Raw genomic sequence first — 21,890 nt, forward strand, 5'->3', positions numbered from 1 at the left:
ATCAGTAAGGCGAAAGCGGCCGGGGATGCGCGCCCGGCAGGCCCGGCCGGGCGTTCGCGCCGGCGATGATCCTCCGCTCTCTGCCCGCCGCCGCGCTCCTCGCCCTCGCCGGCTGCGCCCCGCACGAACCGCTGCCCGCGCTGCACAGCCCCGCGCCGCTGTTCGATCCCACCCGCTTCTTCGCTGGCGCCTCCAGGGGCGAGGCCGAGCTGCACATCCTCTTCCACGCGCCCCGCGCGGTGCGGGTGGAGAGCCGGGGGCATTGGCAGGACGGCACGCTCTTCCTGCTCGATCAGCGCATCCGCGCCGCGGGATCGCCCGCGCGCGATCGCCAGTGGCGCCTCCGCCGCACGGATGCGCGCCACTTCACGGGGACGCTCAGCGATGCCGCCGGCCCGGTTCGCGCCGAGGTGGACGGCAACCGGCTGACCATCGCCTTCAAGATGCCGCACGGCCTCTCGGCGCGCCAATATCTCTACCTCGCCGCCGATGGCCGAAGCGCCGAGAACCGCATGATAGTGCGCAAATGGGGCGTGACGGTCGCCACGCTCGACGAGCATATCCGCCGCGACTAGCGCTCAGGCGCAGGGATTGCCGCCCGCCATGGCATCGGCGATGCGCGCGTCGAGCGGTCCGCGCAGATCGGCCTGTTCCTGCGCGCCCATCGTCTTGAAGGCATCGCTCGCCAGCAGCTTGGCGAGTGCCGCGCGGCTTTCCTGAAGGCTCTGGCAGGCGGCCGCCCGGTGCGCGGCCGCCTCGGCGGGCGCGGGCGCGGGCGCCGGCCCGGCGGCGGGCGGTTCGGTGGGCGCGGCGGCGGCCAGCAGCACCATCATCAGCTTCTCACCAGCCACCTTCGGCTCCCTGCTTAGGACAGGCGCTTGTACGGCCGGTGCGTGCGAAGTAAAATAAACTACGGCAGCCCATCAGAAATCTTCCGCAAGACGGGCGGCGCGCGCGGCACGCGGGCGGCCTGTGCCGCCCCACTCCCACGCCGGTGCGGGGTGCGCCCGCCGCCTTGGCGCTTCCCCTTGGTTACGCACTCGCAAACCCGGCCAGGGGACTATCCACAAGTTGCGACGAGCAACGGGCTTCTTCTACAAACACAACGTCAAATCCGTCGGCCCGTATCTCGGACTTGCCCTATGCCTTGGCTGCGCCCGATCGATTGCTGGCTCCTGCAGGAAATCCTCCCCCATGAGCCACGGCTGCTCGATCAGGCGCGTCGCTGGGTCGGACGCGAGGAGGAGGCGCGCGCGCTGGTGCAGCAGGTCTATCTTCATCTTCTTACCCTGCCTTACTGGGCCAGCATCGTGGATCCGGCCGCCCATGCCAGCCGGGCGTTACGCAGCGCCGCGCTGGCGCGGATGCGGCGGCAGCGGATCGTCTCGATCGCGCAATGGACCGCCTGCGAGGCGGAGGCGCCGGTCGACGACGCATCCGCAAGCCCCGCACAGACCGACGGCTGGGAGGAACTGCGCCGGCTCGAGGCGGCGCTTTCAGCGCTGCCGCTCGCCTGCCGCCATGTCCTGACGCTGCGCAAGATCAAGCGCCTGTCCTGCGCGCAGATCGCAGCGCAGCTCGGCCGCAGCCAGGCGCGTGTGGAAAAGCAGCTGGCGCGCGGGCTGGTGCGGCTCGCCGCCGCGCTTGCCCGCGCGCGAGCCGGCGCAGCCGCGCCTCCCGATCCGGCGCCGGGCCGCCTCGCGCGATGAGCGCGACCCCGCCCGCCCCGGCCCGCTGGCGGCCGATCCGAGCGCGCTGAGCATGTGCGCGATGCGCCCGCTCGTGCTGCCGCATCTCGATCTGCCCGAAACTGTGAGCGCGCCCGCCGCCGCCTGGCTCGTCGCGCTCGAGACCGGCGCCGGCGCGGCCGCCGCTTTCCACCGCTGGCGCGCGGCCAGCCCGCTGCACGCGCTCGCCTTTGCGCGCGCGGTCGCGCTGTGGCGCGCGCTCGATCATCTCGAGCGGCCAGCCGGCGCGGCGGCGGGCGATGACGGGCGGGATCAGGGCGCCGCGCCCGCCGCGCGCGACGGCCGGGTGTGGCGCCGGCACCTGCTCCTTCTGGCCGCCTCCGCGGCCGCCGCCGCGCTCGCGCCCTTGGGGCTGTGGCGCGCCGCCGCGCACGCCCAGCGGCTGCAGACCGAAATCGGCGAGCGCCGCCGCTGGAGCGTGGCGGGGATCGCGGTCGAACTCGACACCGCGACGCGCCTCGTCTGCCGCCCGACGCGACGCGGCTGGACGCTGGAGCTGCTGCGCGGCGCAGTGGCGGTGACGCGCGACGCCGGCGCGCCGCGGTGCCGCCTCACCGTCGCCGGCGCCCGCATCGCGCTCGCGCCCGGCCGCTATGATGCCCGGCACGAGGGAGAGGCGGGCCTCCGCCTCGCCAGCCTGCGCGGCGGCGCCGAGATCAAGACGCGCGGATCGCGCACCCTGCGGCTCGCCGCGGGCTATCAACTCGCGCTCGCGGGCGAGACCGCGCGGGTCCGGCCCCTGTCCGCGGCCGAGCGGCGCGCGCTCGCCGCCTGGCCCGAGGGCGAGCTTGTCTTCGAGGACGCGCCGCTGGCGCGCATCGTCGGCGAATATAATCGCTATCTCCGCACGCCGCTGCGCCTGCTCGGCAGCGATCTCGGCACGCTGCGGCTGGGCGGACGCTTCCTCAGCCGCGATCCCACCGTGCTGCTGCGCGAACTGGCGCTCAACTTCGAGATCCAGTGCGCGGCCGTGGACGGCGCCCTGCTGCTCTATCGCGCGCGCGCCGGCGCGCCGCCGCTCGAGGCGTCCTGACGCGCGCGCGACCCGCCGCGCTTTACTTGGCCCAGGCGGCTTTCTATGCGGCGGATCGGCACCGGGGGGCGCCGTTCAGCGAGCCGGCGCCGCCGGCGGAAGGATCCTGATGACCAGATGGCCCGCGCGCGCCGCCCTGCTCGCCGCCGCTCTCGCCGCCCCCGTTCACGGCCAGACCAGCATCCCCAATGATCCCTATGCCGACGATCCCACCGGCATCACCGACACGCCGTGCCGCGCCCATCCCAAGCCGGGCGACGCGGCCGGCGGCGCCATGTGGAACCTGCACATGATCGCGCGCGATTTCGGCCAGCTCTGCCGCTATGCCGAGGCCAATCGCGCGCTGCGCGCCACGGGCGAGCGGCCGCGCGTCGTCTTCATGGGCGATTCGATCACCGACAATTGGATCAACCTGGATCCCGGCTTCTGGAGCGAGGGCCGGGTGGATCGCGGCGTGAGCGGGCAGACCACGGCGCAGATGCTGGTGCGCTTCCGTCAGGATGTGATCGATCTCAAGCCGCGCGCGGTGCACATCATGGCGGGCACCAACGATATCGCCGGCAATACCGGCGCCGCCACGTTGGAGACGGTGGAGGAACGGATCGAGACGATGGCGGAGCTGGCGCGCCTCCACGGCATCACCGTGATCCTCGCCTCGGTGCCGCCCGCGGCCGCCTTTCCGTGGAGCCCGGACAAGCAGCCGGTGCCCGAGATCCTCGCGCTCAACCGCTGGCTGCGCGGCTATGCCAAGGCCAACCGCTTCACCTATGTCGATTATTACGCCGCGCTCGCGACCGCCGACGGCGCGATGCGGCCGGGCCTGGCGAGCGACGGCGTGCACCCCACCGCCGCCGGCTATGCGGTGATGGCGCCGCTCGCGCGCGCCGCCATCGCCCGCGCGCTGGGCCGCTGAGGCGGGGCCGGGCTCAGCGCGCCCGGCCCGTCACCACCCGCAGCAGCACGGGGTGCGCGGTGAAGGTCAGGCCATAATCGGTCTGGTCCCCGTTCCACACCCGATCCATCACGAAGCGACCCTGCACCAGCCGCCCCTCCTCGACGCGCAGGATCATCAGACCCTGCGGCGCGCCGGCGCGCGGCGCGAAATCGAAGCGGACATGATCGCCCGCGACATAATAGGTATCGGGCGCGACCTGCGCGACGACGCCGCCGCCCACCGCCTGATCGGCCCAGGCGGGCGGCTCGGACTTGATCCAGGTGTCGCTGCGATGGCCGAACTGCCACTCGCCATAGGAGGCGGTGATCGTCCAATCGCCCATGGTGGTGGTTTGCGGCGCGCCATCGTCCGGCTTGGCGGCGCCCCAGGTGGGATGGTGGAGCGCGATCGCGGCCCAATCGCGCGCCATCGGCGCGAACAGGGCATATTTGGCGCCAAAGGCGTCCAGCGTGGCGGCGTCGAGCGTCTTGGCGCCGAGCGGATAGTTGACGTAATCGGTATCATCCATGCCGAAGGGCGAGAAGCCGATCGCCCCGCGCCCGATCGCCGCCCAGAAATAGCGCGCATATTCGGCGGCGTTGCCGATTTCGGGCACGGCCAGCGCATTGTCCGGCCGGCGAAAGGCATCGAGATAGGCAAAGACGCTGGCGCTCTTGCGCTCGTAGATGTCGGGCGCGGCATAATCGATGGCGGGCGCCGCCGCCTTCCAGATATCCAGAACGTCCTGCTGCGGGCCGCCGCTTGCCACCGCCGTCGGCGCGGGCGTCTTGAACGGGTCGGCGAGCGCTGCGTTGACATACATGGGCAGCGGCTTGATGCGCTTGCCTGCCTCGGCCAGGGCGTTGCAGTAGCGCGCGACATACCAGCTGTTGAAGGCGCGGTCGGCCTGATCGCCAAAGGCTTGGGCCCAGTTGCCGCGCCGATGCAGCGCCGCCGGCACGGGCGCCTCGAACAGCTTTTGCGCCGCCGCGCCAAAATCGCGCGGGCTGCGATAGCTGCCCGTCTCATTCTCGACCTGGACGAGGATCACGCTGTTCTGCGGATCATGATCACGCAGATAGGTCATCAGCTGGACAAAGGCGCGCCTGTCCGCCTCCAGCGTGGCGGCGCCATGCGGAGAGAGGACATAATGATCCGCGCCGGTGCGCGTCTTCATCGGCGGAAAGCGCTTCGGGTCGAGCTTCACCCAGTCGGGCGCATAGCCGGGCCCGGTATTCTTATAGGCGCCGAACCAGAGCAGGACGATGCGCTTGTCATGCGCGCGCGCGCCATCGAGCAGCGCCTGCACCCAGCTGAAGTCGAACTGGCCCTCGCGCGGCTCGAGCTGCTGCCAGGCGACCGGCGCCTCCACCGTATTGGCGTGGATGCGGTCCAGCATCGGCCAGATGCGGGGGAGCGCGGCGGGATAGTTGCTCGAATTGTTGACCTGGCCGCCCAGCATCAGAAAGGGCTGGCCATCGACGATCAGGGCGTGGCGTCCGGCCTCGGCGACGAGATGCGGGACGCCGCTCGTGGCGCCCGGTTGCGCGCCGGCGGCGCCCGCCAGCAAGAGCGTGGCGGCGGCCGCCAGGCTGGTCTTCCTCATATGTGTCTCTCCCGAACCCGATCCCCGGTCCGGGCCCAAAGTCGCCCTTGCCGAGACGCTTGCATCTATGAATGTTTAGATCATATGGAAACAGCCTTCTTCTCCGGCCAGGGCCGGAGCACCACCGGTCCGGCTCTCAAAGCGGGGCGAAATCAACGATGTGCGGGGCCATCCGGCGCCCGCCGGACGCGGGAGACGAATGGGATGGGCATGCGCAGGATCGCGGCGCTGGCGATGGGGGTCGCCACCGCGACGCTGGCGGGGCAGGCCGCATGGGCGGCGCCGATCGCCACGCTGGATCGCAATGGCAGCATCGTCTCGATCGAGCCCTATGCGCCCAATATCGTCCATGTCACGATCGCGATGGACAAGGCCGAGGCGGCCCAGCCCGCCGGCCCCGGAATCAGCGGAACGGCGGATTCGAGCGGCTGGCAGCACAGCCAGGCCGCCGAGGGCGATGTGTTCCGCTCCTCGGCGCTGAGCGTGACGGTCGCGGCGCAGCCCTGGCCCGCCGCGCCCACGCAGATGCAGCGCTATTTCGCCCCCGCGCTGCCGCCGGTGGCGATCGCCATTGCCGGGGCGGACGGGCGGCCGATCACCCGCATGACCGGCTGGGAGATGGCGCCGCAGACGGTCGCCGGCGAAAAGACCTTCCGCGTCGGCGCCAGCTTCGCCGATACGCCGGACACACATTATTACGGTCTGGGCCAGAACCAGGAGGGGATACTCGATCTGCGCGGGCGCACGATCGACTGCCGCCATTATTACGACGCCCCCGCCGGCGAGCAGGTGTGCGTGCCCTTCCTCGTCACCGACAAAGGCTATGGCATCGTCTGGGACAATCCCTCCGCCACGCTGGTCTCCCCCGGCCTCAACAATGCCACGCATTTCCAGAGCCAGGTGGGCGAGCGCGTTTCCTTCTTCCTCATCACCGGCGCGACCGCAGACGATCTCTACGCCGGCTATCGCCGCCTCACCGGCGTCACCCCGCTGCCGCCCAAGGCGGCGTTCGGGCTGATCCAGTCCAAGGCGCGCTACGAAAGCCAGGACGAGCTGCTCGGCATCGCCGATGGCTATCGCCGGCGCGGCTATCCGCTGGATATCATGGTGCTCGACTGGTTCTACTGGACGCGCATGGGCCAGCTCGACATCGACCATCGCTATTTTCCCGATCCCAAGGCGATGAACGAGAAGCTCCACGCCATGGGCATGCGCTCGATCATCAGCGTCTGGCCGCGCTTCGAGCGGGAATCGCGCTACTATAACGAACTCGCCGCCAAGGGCTGGCTGCTGCGCGACAAGGACGGTCAGGTGGTGGACGGCCTGCCCTTCCGCTCCGACCGCGCCGGCGCGCTGATCGATTCCACCAATCCCAAGGCACGGGAATGGCTGTGGGATCATGTCCGCGACAATATCCTCAGCCAGGGCTTCGACTATCTCTGGCTCGACGAGACCGAGCCCGATCTCGTGCCCGATGGCTATTTCTATTCGATCGGCTCGGGCGATCGCTACCATAACCTCTTCCCGCTGGTGCATACCGCAGCCGCGGCCGAGGGTTCGGCGCGCGACCGGCCCGGCTTCCGCAACCTCATCCTCGCGCGGGCCGCCTATCTCGGGGCACAGGCCAATGGCGCGATCTTCTGGTCGTCCGATGTCAACGCCACCTGGGAGACGCTGAAGCGTCAGGTGCCGACCGGGCTGGACATGACCGCCTCGGGAATCGCCTATTGGTCCAGCGATACCGGCGGCTGGCAATATCCGAGCGGGCCCAAGGCGGCGCATCCCCCGCTGGTGGATCCCGCCGGGGCGACCGCGATGGGCGCCGATTACCCGGATTATCCCGAGCTGTTCGTCCGCTGGTTCCAGTACAACACGCTCACCCCGACGCTGCGCATCCATGGCCAGCGCCCGGCCACCGCGATCTGGGACTATGGCAAGGCCGCCGAGCCGATCCTCGCGCAATGGCTGCGGCTGCGCTACGCGCTGGTGCCCTATCTCTACGCGCTCGGCCATCGCACCTACGAGACCGGCGCGCCCTTCATGCGCGCGCTGTGGATGGATTTCCCGGCGGACGCGGCGGTGCGGAGCATCGGCGATCAATATATGCTCGGGCCGGCGCTGCTCGTCGCTCCGGTGACCGAGCAGGGCGCCACCCATCGGCGCGTCTATCTGCCCGCGGGCACCGACTGGTATGATTGGTGGAGCGGCCAGCGCCTCGCCGGCGGCCAGAGCATCGACGCGCCCGCGCCGATCGATCGCATCCCCGTCTATGTGCGGGCCGGATCGATCGTGCCGATCGGCGCGCAGGTGCCGAGCACGGCGACCGCGCAGAAGCTGGAGAGCATCCGCGTCTATCCCGGCCGCGACGCCAGCTTCACCCTGTACGACGATGACGGCACCACCAACGCCTATCGCACGCAAGGCGGCCGCAGCGCCACGCTACGCTGGGATCAGGCGAGCGGACGGCTGACCGCCTCGGGCAAATTGCCGAGCGGGCAGGATGTGGCGGGGCTGGTGACGGTGATCGGACGATGAGCGACACGGCCGCGCCCACCCGCCGCGCGGCGCTGATCGGCGCCGCCGGCCTGCTCGCCGCCGGGGCCGCACGCGCGCAGATCGCGCCGGGCGACGAGCAGGTACGGCTCTGGCCCGGTCGCCCGCCCGGCGACACGGGCGCGCGCATCGTCCGGCGCGTCGACGATCAGTCCAAGACACCGGGTCATCCCGATCGCTGGGTGCGCGGCATCGCCGATCCGGTGCTGGTGGTGCGCCGCCCCGCCCGCCCCAATGGCGCCGCCGTGCTGGTGATGCCGGGCGGCGGCTATGGCTTCCTCTCCTATGACAATGAGGGTCTGAGCCAGGCGGCATGGCTGAACGCGCGCGGCGTCACCGCCTTCATCCTCCTCTATCGCCTGCCCGGCGAGGGCTGGAACGAGCGCGCGCTGGTGCCGCTGCAGGATGCGCAGCGCGCGATGCGGCTGATCCGCGCCGGGGCGTCGCGCTTCGGCATCGATCCGCGGCGCGTGGCGGTGCTGGGCTTCTCGGCGGGGGGTCATCTCGCCGGATCGCTGGCCACCCGCCATGGCGAGCGCGTCTATGCGCCGGTCGACGCGGCCGATCGCCTATCCGCCCGGCCCGATCTGGCCGGCCTGCTCTACCCGGTGGTAACGATGGTCGCGCCCTTCACCCATGAGGGCTCGCGCGATGCCCTGCTCGGGCCGGACTCGTCCGAGGCCGCGCGCCGTGCCGCCTCGGTGGAGCTGCGCGTGGACGCGACGACGCCGCCCTGCTTCCTGGCGCATTGCGGCGATGACGGGCTGGTGCCCGTCGCCAACAGCCTCAGCCTCTATTCCGCGCTTCAGGGCGCGGGACGCCCGGCCGAATTGGCGGTGTTCGACGAGGGCGGCCACGGCTTCGGCGTGCGCCTGCCGGCCGCCATGCCGGCCGCGATCTGGCCGAGCCTGTTCGCCCGCTTCGCGGCGCGGCGCGGCCTCTTCCCCGAAGCGGCCGCGTCCACCTGACCGATCAGCGGCGCGGCAGCGGGCCGTTCGCCACCGGCTCGCCGAAATCGGGCACGCCCTCCGCCGTATAGCCGAAGGGCTGGACGCGCGTGTGGCGATTGGGATCGAACAGCGGATCGCCCTTGATCTCGGCATAGTCGCGCGCGTGGTAGACGAGCATGTCGCGGCCCCGCCCATCCACTGTGAAGCTGTTGTGCCCCGGCCCGAACACATGGTGACGCGGCGAGGATGCGAAGACCGGCTCGGGCGATTTGGTCCAGGCGGCCGGATCCATGATGTCGGCATCGTCGCGCACGCTCAGCATGCCCATGCAATAGCGCGCGTCGGTCGCGCTCGCCGAATAGGTGAGGAAGAGGCGGCCGTTGCGCGCCAGCACGGCGGGCGCCTCGTTGACCTTGAAGCCGCGTGTCTCCCAGGGCAGCGTCGGCACCGACAGGCGGCTCGGCTTGGCGGCGAGCGTGAGCGGCGAGGCCATCGGCGCGATATAGAGGTTGGAGTTGGTGTCGATGCCGGGCTCGCGCTGCGCCCAGGCGAAATACCGCTGCCCGCGATGCACGAAACTGGTCGAATCCAGGTTGAAACTGTCCCAGGCCATGCGGAATTGGCCCAGAATCGACCAGTGGCCGGTCATCGGATCGTCGCCGTCGCACACCACGGCATGGGTGCGGATGCGGAATACATCCTCGCCCCCGCCGCTCGGCCCGGCGGCGAAATACATGATCCAGCGATCACCGATCCGGTGCAGCTCGGGCGCCCAGAGAAAGCCCGAAAGCGGCCCCTTGTCGAGGTGCCGCCACAAGACCCGCTCCGCCGCGGTGGACAGGCCCGCCAGCGTCCGCGCGCGGCGCAGCACCAGCCTATCATATTCGGGCACCGATCCCGTCATGTAATACCAGCCGTCGCTGTGCCGGAAGATCTGCGCGTCGGCGCGCTGGCGCACCAGCGGGTTGAAGATCAGGCCCGTGTCTATCGCCATGCCGGCGCCAGAGGCGCGGCCGGACAGCGCCGGCAGCGAAGCCGCTCCGGCCAGAAACAGGCGGCGATCCAGCAGCGACATGATCCTCTCCCTCGTCATATGTAGGACAAATGCTTAGAGGTCTTGCTCGCGGATCACAACCGGCGCCGCGCGCGCGGTGGACAAGCCCCGCCGATCGGGCCAGAGCGGCAGCCTGGCAGCAGGGCGATGCGACATGGCGTTCACGGCGAAGCTTCTTCTTCTCGGATCGGGCGAATTGGGGCGGGAATTCACCATCTCGGCCAAGCGCCTGGGCTGCGAGGTGATCGCGTGCGACAGCTATGCCGGCGCGCCGGCGATGCAGGTCGCCGATGCGAGCGAAGTCTTCTCGATGCTGGATGGCGATCGGCTGCGCGCGGCGATCCGGCGCCACCGACCCGACTTCGTCGTGCCCGAGGTGGAGGCGATCCGCACCGAGGTGCTGGCCGAGCTTGAGGCCGAAGGAGTCGCGATCGTGCCCTCGGCGCGCGCGACGGTGATGACCATGAACCGCGACGGCATTCGCGACGTCGCCGCCGACGCGCTCGGGCTGCGCACGTCGCGGTATCGCTATGCGGAAAGCCTTGATGCGGTGCAGGCGGCGGCGGGCGAAATCGGCCTGCCGCTGGTGATCAAGCCCGTCATGTCCTCCTCGGGCAAGGGCCAGAGCCTGGTGCGCGACGCGGAGGGCCTGGCCGCCGCCTGGGATCATGCGGTGTCCGCGATGCGGGGCGATCGCCGCCGCGTGATCCTCGAGGAGTTCATCGACTTCGATTACGAGATCACGCTGCTGACGATCCGCACGCGCACGGGCGTGCTGTTCTGCCCGCCGATCGGGCACCGCCAGGAGCGCGGCGACTATCAGGAAAGCTGGCAGCCGGCCGCCATGTCTCCGGCCGCGATCGCCGCCGCCGAGGCGATGGCGCGGACCGTGGTCGATGATCTGGGCGGCTATGGCCTGTTCGGCGTGGAATTCTTCGTCCACGGCGAGGAGGTGATCTTCTCCGAACTGTCGCCGCGCCCGCACGATACCGGGATGGTGACGCTGATCTCGCAATCGCTGAGCGAGTTCGATCTCCACGCCCGCGCCATTCTCGGCCTGCCGATCCCCGCGATCGCGCAGCGCGGGCCTTCGGCCTCGGCGGTGATCCTCGCCGATCGCGCGTCCGACACGCTCCGCTATGCGGGGCTGGCGGAGGCGCTGGCGGTGCCCGGCGGCGAGGTGGATGTGCGCCTGTTCGGCAAGCCCAGCGCGCGGCCCTCTCGACGCATGGGCGTGGCGCTGGCCCGCGCGGAAAGCATCGAGGCGGCGCGCCGGCTCGCGGCCGAGGCGGCGGGCCGTATCCGCATCCACTATGGCGATGCGGCGGTGGCGGGGACAGACGGCGACGCCTGAGCGCGGCGCCCGCCCCCACCGGAGCGGGCTCAGGCCTCGGCGGCCTCGGCCTCTTCCTTGGTCTTGTGGTGCACGCCTTCCTCTTCGGCGGGCGGCGAATAGACGGTGAAGAGCTTGAGCGGCTCCTCGCCCTTGTTGATGATATTGTGCTTGGCACCCTTGGGGATGATGACCATGTGGTTCGCCGTTACCTTGGTGCGGCTGCCATCGACCACGGCCTGACCCTCGCCGGCGACGAAGAAGGTCGTCTGGTCGGCGTCATGGGTTTCCTCGCCAATGTCCTCGCCGGGTTCGATGCTCATCAGCACCACCTGGCAGTTCTCGTCATAATAGACTTCCTTCTGGAAGTCTTTGTTCTTGGTGGCGAGATCGATGATGTCCTTGTTGAATACAGCCATTGTACATCCTCACGTCGTGGTGAAATCCGCGCGGACAGAACGTCCGGTCACCCGAATGGCTCCGCCCGGTCGCCCTCCGGCAGCATCGCGCGGCGCCATGCGACAAGACGGAGCAAAGGCCAGAATTCGGCGTTCATCCGCGCCGGCGCTGTGCGTCCGGCGCCTGTCCGGTAGGGGGACAGATCAGGAGGAGGACCGCGACAAGCCATGACATCATTCAAGCAGCGCGTTGATAATACTGGCCTTTTCCTGTTTCTCGCGGCGATCACCATTGGCCTGGTGCTGGTCGTGTGGAGCTTTCTCGGCGCGCTGCTCTGGGCGAGCCTGGCGGCTTTGCTGTTCCAGCCCCTGTTCCAGCGGCTGCTCGATCGCTGGCCGGACCGGCGCAACGCCGCCGCCGCGGTCACCATCCTCATCATCACCGTCGCGGTCGTCATTCCGCTGCTGGTGCTGGCCAGCCTCGTGGTGGAGCAGGCGGCCGGGGTCTATACTCAGCTGCACGATGGCCAGATCAACATCGCTGTCTACTTCCAGCAGGTCCACGACGCGCTGCCGGAGCGGCTCCAGCGGCTGATCGACCGCGCTGGCTTCGACAGTTTCGAGCAGGCGCAGGCGCGGCTGTCACAGGCGGTGGCGAGCAGCGCCAGCCAGCTTGCGCGGCGCGCCCTGTCGATCGGCGCGAACGCCGCCGCCTTCCTGCTGGCCTTCGGCGTGGGCCTCTACGTCACCTTCTTCCTGCTCCGCGACGGCGATCGGATCGGGCCGGCGGTGGTGCGCGCGCTGCCGCTCGATCCGCAGGTCGCGCAACGGCTCACGGACAAGTTCGTCACCGTCGTCCGCGCCACGATCAAGGGATCGGGCGTGGTGGCGCTGGCGCAGGGCGGGCTGGGCGCCATCACCTTCTGGATCGTGGGCCTGCCGGCGGCGCTGCTCTGGGGCATGCTGATGGCGATCGCGGCGCTGCTGCCGGCGGTGGGGCCGGCGATCATCTGGGCGCCGGTGGCCCTGTATCTGGGCGCGACCGGCGCGATCTGGCAGGCGCTGGTTGTGGTGGGCTCGGGCGTGCTGGTGATCGGGCTGGCGGACAATATCCTGCGCCCGATCCTGGTGGGGCGCGATACCGGCCTGCCCGACTGGATGGTGCTCGTCACCACGCTCGGCGGCATCGATCTGCTCGGGCTGAGCGGTATCGTGGTGGGTCCGCTGGTCGGCGCGCTGTTCCTGACGGGATGGCGTATCCTCACCGAACAGCGCGGCGCCGAGCACCAGCCGGTGCACCTGCCCGCCGAGGGCGCCGACCCCGACTGAGCGGCGCCGGCGCCCACCCTCACCACTCGATGCCGACCTTGCCGAAATGTTCGCCGGACTGCTGATGCGCGAAGGCATCCGCCAGGAGATCCAGCGGGAAGCGCCGGTCGATCACGGGGCGGATGCCGGTGGCCTCCAGCGCGCGCACAAAATCGATCTGCATCGCCCGGCTGCCCACGATCAGCCCCTGTAGCCGCGCCTGCTTTGCCATAAGCGCGGCGGTCGGCACGTCGCCCGCCACCCCGGTCAGCACGCCGATCAGCGCGATATGGCCATCCACGCGCACCGCGGTGATCGATTGGGCGAGCGTCGCCGGGCCGCCGACCTCGACGACATGATCCACGCCGCCGCCGCTCCACTCGGCCACCGCCGCGCCCCATTCTGGGTGGCGGCGATAGTTGATCGTCCATTCGGCGCCCAGCGCGCGCGCCTGTTCGAGCTTGGCGTCGGAGGAGGAGGTGATCGCCACCCGCGCGCCCATGGCGCGGGCGAGCTGAAGCGCCCAGATCGATACGCCGCCGGTGCCGAGCAGCAGCACCGTGTCGCCCGGCTTGAGCCCGCCTTCCACCACCAGCGCGCGCCAGGCGGTGAGGCCGGCGGTGGTGATGGTCGCCGCCTCGACCGCGTCATAGCCCTTCGGCGCGCGGGTGAAGGCGTCGGCGGGACGCACCGCGAACTCGGCCGCGAAGCCGTCCACGCCGTCGCCTGGCGTGTGCGCGAAATCGGGGATGTGCGGCGGCCCGTCCTGCCAGGGCGGGAAGAAGCAGGACACCACCAGATCGCCCGGCGCCAGCGCGGTCACGCCCTCGCCCACCGCCTCGACGATCCCGGCGCCGTCCGCCAGGGGCACGCGGCCATCGGCGCTCGGCATATTGCCCGTAACGATGCCGAGATCATGATAGTTGAGCGAGCTGCCATGCAGCGCGACGCGGATCATGCCCGGCCCCGGCGCGCCCGGATCGAGGCGCTCCTCCATCGTCAGCCGGTCCAGCCCACCCGGGGCCTTCAGCGCCATCACCTTCATCGTCGCCTCCATTCTAGCCCGCCGCCAACGCGCGGGAGCCATGATCCTCTCCCTTGCGCCTGTGACCGGCTAAGACTTTGAGGCCCGCGCCTTTTTCGATCCGGCGCCGGAGCGGGCCGGTCAGCCGCGGCGCGGCAGCAGGCGCGCGGCGAGCCAGCGCCGCGCCGGCTCGTCATAAAGCTTGAGGCAGGCATAGGCGAAGAGCAGCGCCGCCACGAAGGTGGCCACCCCCACCAGCGCGCCCTGGGCGGGCGGGATCTTCCGGTCCACCACCCAGCCGGTGAAGATGTAGATCAGCGGATAATGGGTAATGTAGAGCGGATAGGAGAGCCGGCCGAAAAAGCGCGCCAGCCGGATCGAGGGGCCGTCCACCGCCTGCTCCCCCGCGCCGATCGCGACGATCACCGGGAAGAGCAGGATGATGCAGGCGGATTCGTACAGGCCGTTCACCCATAGCCGCTCCGGTCCGCCCATGCGGGGCAGCGCCAGCGCCAGCACCAGCAGCGCGCTGCTGACCGCGAAGCTGTGCGGCACGCGGATGCGCCCGCCGATCCGCATCAGCAGCACGCCCGCGAAGAAGGGAAAGAGCACGCGGCTGAGGCCGATGCGGATGCCCGTCGAATCCAGTGCCCAGCCGCCGATCACATCGCCGCGCGGCCCCCAGACAAGAAGATGGACGAGCGCGGCGCCGAACAGCGCCACCAGCAGCGCCAGCGCGCCGTTGGGCAGGCGGCGCAGGCCCAGCGCGTAGAGCGCGTTGGCGACATATTCGTAGAAGAGCGACCAGGCCGGCCCGTTGAGCGGATAGATCTCGTCCCAGCCGCGCAGATCGGCGCTCTTGGGCAGCGGGATCATCAGGCAGCCGAGCAGCATCACCAGCAGCACATAGGCCGGCGTCGCCGTGCCGGCCTTGGGATAGATGGAATAATGCTGGAAGGCGAAGAGCGCCGCGCCGAACAGGCTGCCCACCACCACCATCGGCTGGAGCCGCACCACGCGGCGCAGGAAGAAACCGCCGACCGACAGCCGATCCCACCGGTCGTCATAGGCATAGGCCAGCACGAAGCCGGACAGGAGGAAGAAGAAGTCCACGGCCATGTAGCCATGGTTGATGATCTGCTTCTGCGGATCGTTGGCGGCATAGGCCTCGAACAGGTGGAAGGCCACCACCATCAGCGACGCGACCCCGCGCAGACCATCGAGCAGGACGAAGTGGCTTTTCGGGGGGCCGGCGACGGGGGGGAGCGGATCGGTCATGCGGCCTGTCTGTGCCGGGTGCGGCCAGGGGTGGCAAGACCCGCCCCGCCCGCGCGCCCCCGGGGCACGCGCCCCGGGAGCGGCCTGTGATCAGAAGCGCGTCGTCGCCGAGATCGCGATCTGGCGGCCGAGCGAGTCGTACCGCTGCGGGAAGGTGTTGGCGTAGGAGAGGCTGTAGCCGTAGGAATTCGGCACCAGCGGCGGCTTGCGGTCGAACAGATTGTTCGCCGCGATCTGGATCGAATAGCCCTTCTTGAAGTGAATCCCGAGCGCGAGATCGAAATAATCGTAGGACGGGATGCGATAGTAGCTGCTCCGCGCCGTATCCGCCGTTCCGCCCAGCGCCGGATCGTTCGAGTTGCTCACGTTCGTCATCGAACTCAGATGGCGCCAGTTGAACGACGCGCTGAAGAGCTGGTCGCGCGTGGTGTAGGTGGTGCGGAGGCTGTGCGTCCATTTCGGGATGAGCTGGCCGCAGCTGCCGCCATAATAGCCGGCGCAATTGTAGCGCGGCAGGATCGGCGAATCCTGCCCGCCGGCGAGCGTGGTGAGCGAGCCCGAAAAGTCGAAGTCGAGCCGGCCCAGCTCGCGCAGCCGCAGCGTATATTGGCCCTGCAGATCCCAGCCATAGGATTTGCTCTTGTAGTAATTGGTCGTGCCCTGGCGGATGAAGCCCGTGCCCGGATTGCTCGCCGGATCGCTGTACAGCGTGCCATCGGGATTGCGGACGAACATGTCGCAGAAAAAGGCACTACCGGTGGCCGCGCAGCCATTGGAGAAATAGCTGGTGTCGTTGTAGCCGATCGAATCGTTCAGATCGATCATGAAGCGATCCACCGAGACGCTCAGCCCCGGCAGGAAGCGCGGCCGCAGCACGACGCCGAACGTCTTGGTATACGCCGTTTCCGGATTCACCGTGAAGCCGCCGCTGCGATAGGTGCAGCCGACATCGGTGGGACAGAGCAGGGTCGGGCTGCCATAAAGATTGGCGGCGAGCCCCGTCGCCGCGCAGGCCGCCGCCGACGCCGCCGGCGCGCCATAGACGTTGGACTGCTGGCCCGTGCGCGGATCGACCGTGGTGCCGACGATGCTGGGCGCGCAGATATCGTTGTAGGTGTTGGTGATGCGGCCATAGCCGATATTCTTGCCCTGGAACGCTTCCACCACCGTGGGCGCGCGCTGCGCGCGGTTGATCGAGGCGCGGAAGGTGATGTCGCGCACCGGCGCCCACAGGGCCTCGGCCTTCCAGGTCGAGAATGTGTCGGGATTGCTACTATATTTGGAGGCGCGATAGGCGCCGTTCACCTGGAGCAGCTCGGCATAGGGGCGATGTTCGATGATCGGCGCCTGCACCTCGAGCCCGCCCTCCCAGGCGTGCTGCGCAAGGCTCTGGTTGCTGCCCCCCGCCAGCGCGATCCAGTTCTGGTCGACAAAGCTTTGCAGCGAATCCCGGCGATATTCGCCGGTCAGCGCGACGGCGACACCCTGCTCGGCCCAGGGGCTCTTGATGCCATAGGTGCCGAGATCGCCCTGCACCGTGGCGAGCACGTCGTACAGCTTGTTGACGGTGATCTGGTGGCCATAGGTGCCGTTCAGGATATAATCGAACAGCGCCTGGTTGTTGGTGCTGGAATAGGCGCTGAAGGGATCCAGCGGCACGCAGCCATTGGCGGTGTCGTTGACGCAGCTGATCGTGCCGTTGGTGCTGACGCTGTTCAGCGCGTTGTTGATGCGGTCGATGCTCGGGCGCGCCCAGGCATATTCCTGACGGTTGCGCGCATAGACGCCGCCCACGTCATAGCGCCAGCCCTTGGCGAATTCGCCCCGCACGCCGCTCGATATGCGCAGGCCGTTGTTGAGATAGCGATCCTCCTGGTCGCGCACGCCGGTGAGGCGGTAGCGCAGATCGACGGGCACGGTGGTGGCGGTGCCGGCGGCCGCCCCGCAAATGGCCTGTGCCTGGCTGGCGGAGAGATAGGGATTGTTGCAGCCGACCGAATAGACGCCGTTGGTGTAGTTGGCGGAACTCAGGATCCGCGCCGGGAAGTAGTTCTGCGACTTGTCGCGGAACCACATGACGTTGGAATAAAGCTCGGCGGCGTCCGAGATCTTGAACGAGGCGAAGCTGCCCGCATTCCAGCGCTCGTCGGCGCGCTGGAAGGAGATGGTGCTGTAATAATTGTCCGCCAGCGCGTCCGAATAGGGCACGAAGCCGCGGCTGCCATCGGGATTGTTGATGAAGCCCGCGCCGGCGTTCGGCCCGGCCTGCGGCGAGACATAGCCGGTGGCGGTGTACATGGTGGTGGAGCAGCCGAGCGGCCCGTCTTTCACCGTCTGCGTCAGATTGCAGCCCGAGGTCTCGCGCGCGGAGAGCGGCACATATTGGATCTTGCGATAATCGACATAGGCCGAGATGTGGAAGCGGTCGTCCAGCAGCTTCTTGCCGACCGTCAGCGTCAGATCGGAGCGGCCGCCATCGGCGGTGTCGCCACGCGCCGGCTGCGCGAAGCCATATTGGCTGGCGACCTGCGAGACGAGGCCGGGCGAGTTCTTGTGCGCGTAGAAATTATAGTTGCCGTCGATCCTGATGCCCTGGAAATCATCGTCCATCACGAAGTTGACGACGCCCGCGATCGCGTCCGATCCATAGACGGCGGAGGCGCCGCCGGTCAGCACGTCGATCCGCTTCAGCAGCGTGGTGGGGATCATGTTGACGTCTTCGCCATTCATCGATCCCAGGCGCTTGCCGTCGACCAGCACGAGCGTGCGCTCGAAGCCGAGGTTGCGCAGCTTGATCCGCTGTCGTCCGTCCGAATCCTGATAGTTTTGCTGGCTGTCCGGCGCGATCTGCGGCACGCGGTTGAGCACATCCTCGACGTTGACGGCGGCCTGCGCCCGGATCGCCTCCGATGTCACCGAGGTGATCGGCGCGGCGGCGGTGGCGTTGGGTCGCGTGATGCGCGAGCCGGTGACGACGATCGATCCCGCGTCATTGCTGTCGCTGACGCCGCGCGCCTGGCTGGTGGCGCCCTCGGGCGCGATCGGCGCGCCGCTGGGATTGGACTGGCCCTGGGCCAGCGCCGGCGCGGCCATGACGGTGGAAACGCATACGCCGGCAAGCAACATGGTTTTGGTACGCAGCATACTGGGCCCCCTTCTAACCCTGAGAACCGATCACACGCGGCACGGCCTTGCGGTGCCCCGAGATGAGCGCGCCGCCCTAACCGGGCGGTGTCGATTGGCGGCGGTGCCGGAGCATCGCCGCGCCACGAGTTTGTCACAGGAATAGGCCCAGTTCAATACAAAGGCTTGATTGGTATTGAAAGAAAGCTGCGCGACGTGGATTTCCGCCACGTGCCGCCGCCGCCAAGCCATGGCCCGCGGCGGCGCGCGCGATCAGGAGGCGCCGTGCGCGCTGTCGCCGCCGGTCACGCCGAAGGTGCCGCCACTGATCATCCGCGCGGCATCGGAGGCGAGGAAGACGACCATCGGCGCGACATCCTCCGGATCGATCCAGGGCACGCCGAGCGGGGTCTTGGCGAGCATCGACTCGCGGGCGGTCGCTTCGTCTTGCGCGGGATTGCCGCTCGGCGTCTTGCCGCTCTCCTGGATCGCCTGGGCATAGCGATCCTCATGGCGCGTCAGCACCGTGTCGATCAGGCCGGGGATCAGCGCGTTGACGGTGATGCCATGGGCGCCGAACTCGAGCGCGGCGGATTTCACCACGCCGATCAGGCCCCATTTGGAGCCCGAATAGGCCGCGCCGAACTTGGTCCCATGTTGGCCTTGCGTGGAGCTGGTGACGATGATGCGCCCCTGCCGCGTCTTCTCGGCCCGCGTCTTGATCAGCGGTGCGAAGGCGCGCAGCACATTCATCGTGCCGGTGAGATTGACGTCGATCTGATCGTGCCAATCCGCATCCTCCATCTCGAGGATCGGACGGAAGGCCTGGATGCCGGCATTGGCGAAGAGGATGTCGCAGCCCCCGTATTCGGCGCGCACCTGATCGGCGGCGGCGCGCAGTGCGCCGAGATCGCGCTGATCGAGCTGGATCGCCAGCCAGCGTCGTCCCGCCGCCGCCACCGCCGCGCCGGTCGCCTCCAGGTCCGCCGGTCGGGCGGGGGCGAAATCCAAAATGGCGCTGACCGGGCCGGCGATGTCGATCCCGACAATGTCGGCGCCGGCCTGCGCCAGCGCGACCGCCGCCGCGCGGCCGATGCCGCGTGCCGCGCCCGTCACCACCGCCACCTTGCCCGACAGCGCCGCCGCCGCCGCGCCGCTCATGCGCCCCGCTCCCGGCCGGGCGCATGATCCCTTTGTGCATCGCTTCGCATCGCCTGCTCCTGTCCCACGCGCGCATCGTGCCGCGCGAGGGTCGGAACAAGCGGCGGCCGCCCGGCTTTCCGCCTCGGCTGCGCCCGGCGGGCCAGGATGGTGCAGCGCTGCGGCGACACCCGGGCGGCGGCGACGGCCGCCCGCCCGCCCCGCCTTACAGGCCGCGCAACTCCCAGCGCCCGGCCTCGCTCTTCGGATCGAAGCGCGCCAGCGTCGGCGTGCTGGCGCCGGCCGCCACCAGCGCGAGCGGCGCCGCGCCGCGCGCCTGGCGCGGCATGATGCGATAGCGGCCATCGGTGAGCTGATCGATCCGCCACAGCTGCGCCGGGGCGCCGGTGAAGGCGGGCACGGTCGTCACCTCCCCCGCCTCGGTCGCCGCGAGCGCGCGATCGGTGCCGGCGATCAGGATGCGGTAATAGGGCGCGCCAAAGGCGCCGCCGGCCTCGGGCACGGGCTCGATCCGCCAGCGCTGGTGCGGCCGCACCATGAAATCGCCGAGATCGACCGGCGCCGCGCCCTTGGGCCAGGTCGCTTCATTGTCCGCCAGGCTCTGATTGGGCAGCGGGGCGACGGGCGCGTCGGGCGGCGCGAAGAAGCTGCGGCGCACATCGAAGGGGATGCGCACCGCGTCCACCGCCAGCTCGAGCGCGCCACCGCTGCGCGCGGAGCGGATCTCGTAGCTGCCGGCCTTCACCGTCTCGCCGGCCACGGGCCAGCCATCCTGCCAGAGCAGCGGCTCGATGCCGAGCACGCTGCGCCCGCTGCGATCCATATCGGCCTCATAGTGCAGCGACATTTTCTCGACGCCATCGCCCAGATCGAGCAGGCCGAAATGACCGGCGCCGATGGAGCGGCCGTGCGCGCCGATCACCAGCGTGCCGCCGCCGCGCAGCAGCGGCACGCCCATGCGATCCACATAGGGGCCGGTCGGCGCGCGCGATCGGCCGACGCGGATATTGTAGGTGGAATTGGGCCCGTCGCAGCAGGTGCCGTGCGTGCCGAGCAGATAATACCAGCCGTCGCGGTAGAGCAGCGCGGTTGCCTCCATATCGATCGCAACATTGACGGGCTGGTTGCCGAGCTTGCGCGCGCCCGTCGCCGGATCCAGCTCCACCATCCGGATGAAGCCGAAATAGGTGCCATAGCTCAGCCACAAATGGCCATCGGCGAGGAGGAAGGCGGGGTCGATCGCGTCGCAATCCTCGATCCCGTCGCTGCGCGCCACGGTGCCGACCTCGTGATAGCCGAAATCGGGCGCGGCGGGATCCAGGCTCTTGGTCCACATCACCTTGATGTCGCTCGCATGGCCTCCGTTCATGCCGCCGCCGCCCACGGCATAGGCGACATAATAGCGATCGCCGATATGGATCACGTCGGGGGCGACGCCGCCGCCGGGGCGCACCCCGCCGGGCTGCCAGGTCCAGCCATCCTCCGAGACGAGCCCGCCCTTGCCGGTGCCAAAGGTCCAGTAGCGGCCGTTGGAGAAGGCGATCGTCGAGGGATCGTGGATGAAGGGCCGGCCGGCGAGCTGGGCCGTCGCCGGACCGGGCAGCGCCAGCAGCGCGGCGAGGCCGGCGGTGAGAAGGGCGGAACAGCGCATCATGTCTCCGGGGTCAGGAGGAAGGCGGGATGGGCGGCTCAGAGCGTCCGGCTGGCGAGGCCGGGCACGGGCCGGCCCTGCTCGTCGAGGAAGCGCACGCAGAAATCGCTGAGCCCGGGGCCGTTGATCACCGCGCCGCGAAGAATGTTGCGGCCCTTGCGCAGCGTCAGCCGGGGCGAGACGACATCGTCCGCCACCATGCGCCGGTCCCCGAACAGGCCGGCCGCCTCGACGCCGTTGAGCCACCATATCGACGCCGCGTTGGAACCGACCGCGAGCCGCACGTCGCGCATCGCGCGCGGGCTCTCGACGATCGTCTCCACCCAGAAGATCACGCCATAGGTCGGTTTGGCGAAATCCTGCGCGAAATTGAACAATTTTACGTCGAAATCGCGCGCATCCAGCGCATGCCAGCGCTGCGGACCGCCCGCTTCGCGCACCACATCGCCCGCGCGCGCCATATAACTCGCGCCGCCGAGCGAAGCGGGCGGCACCAGCGCCGCGCGAACATAGCTGGGCGTGAAGCCGGCATTGCTGCGATTGGGCTTGAGGATCGGCTCCAGCAGCAGCCACCGCCGCAGAAAGCCATCCTCGTCGGCGGGCAGCGCGCCCGCCGCCGCCGGCTGGAACCAGGCGCCGGGCGCCGCGCCGGCGGGCGTGGCGGCCAGCGCGGCCACCGTCAGAAACCAGCGCGATACCGGGCGCCAGCGGGACTTTGGCCGGATCATCCTCATCT

At 69.5% G+C, this 21,890-nt stretch carries 17 protein-coding genes and 1 pseudogene; 8 read left to right on the forward strand and 10 right to left on the reverse strand.

The genetic code is table 11. The features are described from left to right. Positions 1-65: 65 nt before the first annotated feature. Positions 66-575: a DUF3833 family protein gene (locus LHA26_RS15975; RefSeq protein ID WP_252166562.1), complete on the forward strand. Its 510-nt coding sequence runs from the start codon at positions 66-68 to the stop codon at positions 573-575. Positions 576-578: 3 nt separating this feature from the next. Here the strand turns inward: LHA26_RS15975 and LHA26_RS15980 are convergent, their stop codons facing one another. Then, complete coding sequence (locus LHA26_RS15980; protein ID WP_252166563.1) at positions 579-851, reverse strand: hypothetical protein; 273 nt, start codon at positions 849-851, stop codon at positions 579-581. A gap of 291 nt (positions 852-1,142) precedes the next feature. On the opposite strand from LHA26_RS15980, the gene LHA26_RS15985 reads away from it, so the two are divergent. The 3 genes from LHA26_RS15985 (at position 1,143) to LHA26_RS15995 (ending at position 3,694) form a co-directional block, all read left to right on the forward strand. After that, positions 1,143-1,709: an RNA polymerase sigma factor gene (locus tag LHA26_RS15985; RefSeq protein ID WP_252166564.1), complete on the forward strand. Its 567-nt coding sequence runs from the start codon at positions 1,143-1,145 to the stop codon at positions 1,707-1,709. A 61-nt stretch (positions 1,710-1,770) separates the two neighbouring features. Next, positions 1,771-2,781 (forward strand): FecR family protein, encoded by a 1,011-nt coding sequence (locus LHA26_RS15990; RefSeq protein ID WP_252166565.1) that lies wholly within the window; start codon positions 1,771-1,773, stop codon positions 2,779-2,781. A 109-nt stretch (positions 2,782-2,890) separates the two neighbouring features. Then, positions 2,891-3,694, forward strand: coding sequence for an SGNH/GDSL hydrolase family protein (locus LHA26_RS15995; protein ID WP_252166566.1), 804 nt, complete (start codon positions 2,891-2,893; stop codon positions 3,692-3,694). 13 nt (positions 3,695-3,707) lie between these two features. Here LHA26_RS15995 and LHA26_RS16000 read toward each other — a convergent pair whose 3' ends face one another. Beyond that, the gene (locus LHA26_RS16000; protein WP_252166567.1) at positions 3,708-5,321 is read right to left on the reverse strand and encodes a DUF5597 domain-containing protein; all 1,614 of its coding nucleotides are present in this window, start codon (positions 5,319-5,321) and stop codon (positions 3,708-3,710) included. A 234-nt stretch (positions 5,322-5,555) separates the two neighbouring features. Between LHA26_RS16000 and LHA26_RS16005 the strand changes: the two genes are divergently transcribed. Continuing rightward, positions 5,556-7,856: a glycoside hydrolase family 31 protein gene (locus LHA26_RS16005; RefSeq protein WP_437441264.1), complete on the forward strand. Its 2,301-nt coding sequence runs from the start codon at positions 5,556-5,558 to the stop codon at positions 7,854-7,856. After that, a complete protein-coding gene (locus tag LHA26_RS16010; RefSeq protein WP_252166569.1) occupies positions 7,853-8,842 on the forward strand; it encodes an alpha/beta hydrolase in 990 nt (329 codons plus the stop codon). Before LHA26_RS16005 ends, LHA26_RS16010 begins: the two co-directional genes overlap by 4 nt. Positions 8,843-8,849: 7 nt before the next feature. Here the strand turns inward: LHA26_RS16010 and LHA26_RS16015 are convergent. Next, positions 8,850-9,899, reverse strand: a pseudogene (locus LHA26_RS16015) (glycoside hydrolase family 43 protein); the annotation flags it as partial. Positions 9,900-10,032: 133 nt separating this feature from the next. On the opposite strand from LHA26_RS16015, the gene purT reads away from it, so the two are divergent. Then, complete coding sequence (gene purT, locus LHA26_RS16020; protein WP_252166570.1) at positions 10,033-11,232, forward strand: formate-dependent phosphoribosylglycinamide formyltransferase; 1,200 nt, start codon at positions 10,033-10,035, stop codon at positions 11,230-11,232. A gap of 29 nt (positions 11,233-11,261) precedes the next feature. On the opposite strand, the gene LHA26_RS16025 is transcribed toward purT, so the two are convergent. Next, positions 11,262-11,630, reverse strand: a complete 369-nt coding sequence (locus LHA26_RS16025; RefSeq protein ID WP_252166571.1) for a cupin domain-containing protein — start codon at positions 11,628-11,630, stop codon at positions 11,262-11,264. A gap of 207 nt (positions 11,631-11,837) precedes the next feature. Between LHA26_RS16025 and LHA26_RS16030 the strand changes: the two genes are divergently transcribed. After that, a complete protein-coding gene (locus tag LHA26_RS16030) occupies positions 11,838-12,938 on the forward strand; it encodes an AI-2E family transporter (RefSeq protein ID WP_252166572.1) in 1,101 nt (366 codons plus the stop codon). Positions 12,939-12,957: 19 nt separating this feature from the next. Here LHA26_RS16030 and LHA26_RS16035 read toward each other — a convergent pair whose 3' ends face one another. The 6 genes from LHA26_RS16035 to LHA26_RS16060 form a co-directional block, all read right to left on the reverse strand. Further along, positions 12,958-13,962: a zinc-dependent alcohol dehydrogenase family protein gene (locus LHA26_RS16035; protein ID WP_252166573.1), complete on the reverse strand. Its 1,005-nt coding sequence runs from the start codon at positions 13,960-13,962 to the stop codon at positions 12,958-12,960. 120 nt (positions 13,963-14,082) lie between these two features. Then, the gene (locus LHA26_RS16040; protein WP_252166574.1) at positions 14,083-15,219 is read right to left on the reverse strand and encodes an acyltransferase family protein; all 1,137 of its coding nucleotides are present in this window, start codon (positions 15,217-15,219) and stop codon (positions 14,083-14,085) included. 90 nt (positions 15,220-15,309) lie between these two features. Continuing rightward, positions 15,310-18,363 carry a TonB-dependent receptor domain-containing protein gene (locus LHA26_RS16045; RefSeq protein WP_252166575.1) on the reverse strand — a complete coding sequence of 1,018 codons (3,054 nt, stop codon included), beginning with the start codon at positions 18,361-18,363 and terminating at the stop codon, positions 15,310-15,312. A gap of 252 nt (positions 18,364-18,615) precedes the next feature. Then, entirely contained in the window at positions 18,616-19,503 is an 888-nt protein-coding gene (locus LHA26_RS16050) for an SDR family NAD(P)-dependent oxidoreductase (protein ID WP_252166576.1), read from the reverse strand. A gap of 205 nt (positions 19,504-19,708) precedes the next feature. Continuing rightward, positions 19,709-21,157: a family 43 glycosylhydrolase gene (locus LHA26_RS16055; protein WP_252166577.1), complete on the reverse strand. Its 1,449-nt coding sequence runs from the start codon at positions 21,155-21,157 to the stop codon at positions 19,709-19,711. 35 nt (positions 21,158-21,192) lie between these two features. Then, positions 21,193-21,882 carry an acetylxylan esterase gene (locus tag LHA26_RS16060; RefSeq protein ID WP_252166578.1) on the reverse strand — a complete coding sequence of 230 codons (690 nt, stop codon included), beginning with the start codon at positions 21,880-21,882 and terminating at the stop codon, positions 21,193-21,195. Positions 21,883-21,890 lie beyond the last annotated feature (8 nt).

The organism is Sphingomonas morindae (assembly GCF_023822065.1).
Taxonomy (GTDB): Bacteria; Pseudomonadota; Alphaproteobacteria; order Sphingomonadales; family Sphingomonadaceae; genus Solisphingomonas; species Solisphingomonas morindae.